The sequence below is a fragment of the Arthrobacter sp. Cr_A7 genome (assembly GCF_029222765.1).
Lineage (GTDB): Bacteria > Actinomycetota > Actinomycetes > Actinomycetales > Micrococcaceae > Arthrobacter.
Window position 1 is genome coordinate 1 of sequence record NZ_JARHXQ010000061.1, and the last position, 1,263, is coordinate 1,263.

The 1,263-nt window shown below is 57.0% G+C and carries 2 protein-coding genes; one reads left to right on the top strand and one right to left on the bottom strand.

The features are described from left to right. Positions 1-245: 245 nt before the first annotated feature. The gene (locus P2Q66_RS03560; protein WP_275725614.1) at positions 246-521 is read right to left on the bottom strand and encodes a hypothetical protein; all 276 of its coding nucleotides are present in this window, start codon (positions 519-521) and stop codon (positions 246-248) included. A gap of 501 nt (positions 522-1,022) precedes the next feature. Between P2Q66_RS03560 and P2Q66_RS03565 the strand changes: the two genes are divergently transcribed. Next, positions 1,023-1,263 (top strand): glutaredoxin family protein (locus tag P2Q66_RS03565; protein WP_275725615.1); only part of this gene is annotated, 241 nt, incomplete at its 3' end.

Genomic DNA, 1,263 nt, shown 5'->3' on the forward strand with positions numbered 1-1,263 from the left:
ATCAGTGATTGCCCGCTACTCCTGTGCACAAGTACCCGTTCGCCCTGTACTCCTGTTCACAACCCGCGGCGTCGACTGTTCTCGGAACCTTCCCCTGCCACGACATCGGGTTTGGAACCGAGCACTGCACAGCGAGGGGTCGGCTTCCGGGCGGCGCTTCTCGATCCCCAGTTGTGAGTCCTCAATGACTTGCCGCTACTCCTGTGCGCAAGTGCCCGTTTGGGAGTGCTTATAAACCGTGCCCGTTATCTGAAAGCAAGCCTTGCCCCGAGCGCTTCCGCCAGCATGGTCTTCGAGTGGGCGTTAGGAAGCCAGAGCAGTTTGTGTTTGACGCCATCGGCCATTCCGACTCCCAGACGCGATGCCGTAAAGCCTTGTCTGAGCTGGAATGTAGCGACTTCTTCAAGAGCCAACATCAGCGTTCGACTGGGCTCCGCCTTGATTTCCTGGTCCCATTGCTCCGGGCTGACGTCAATTGCAGCGCCTGGAAAGGGCCGTTCGATGGAGGTGGACTCGAACAAATTGTCGCCTCTGGTTCCGCCCCACCCTGCTGCCCGCCGGGTTAGCTCCGGCCGACCTATCCGCACCAGGTGCGACGTAGTGAGCCACAGTTCACCGTGGCCCCAATGTAACCAGCCTGTGGTGCACGAGTCGGATATAAGAAAAGCCCTCACAGCTTTGCGCTGCTTCGACAAGCAACAAACACGGTTCCCCCAGTGCAGTCAGAGACATCACCTAACGAGCGCCACGGTAGCACTCGAATCAAGGATGAACGTAGGAGCGCTGCCGGCCGGTCAGGTGTGCGTATGGCTTTTGACATCTGTGCAGTTAGCTTCTGGAATCGACCCACGTAGCCGTGGTTCAGAACGCAGGAATCACGCTTTTATGAAGGAAAACTCCCCCCAAAATTCCCTAGAGTAAGCGGCGAAACGGCTATTCATTCACGTGAATGAATGCTAGAATTGAGGTAGCAAGTCAGCCAGACGAACGAAACTTATTTGATACGAAACCAGGTGCTGAAAATGACTGCTTCGCCCACCGCTTACACGGTTTATACCAAGCCCGACTGCCGCAACTGCGACAAGACGAAGGACTACTTCGACTCGAAGGGCATCACTTACACGACCGTGGACATCACTGAAGTCCCGGCAGCTCTGGAGTGCATCACCGAAGAACTGGGCTTCTCTCAGGCGCCGGTCGTCGTGAACAACTCTGATGAGCAGGACCGCTGGTGCGGCCTGCGCCGGGACAAGCTCGTCAGCG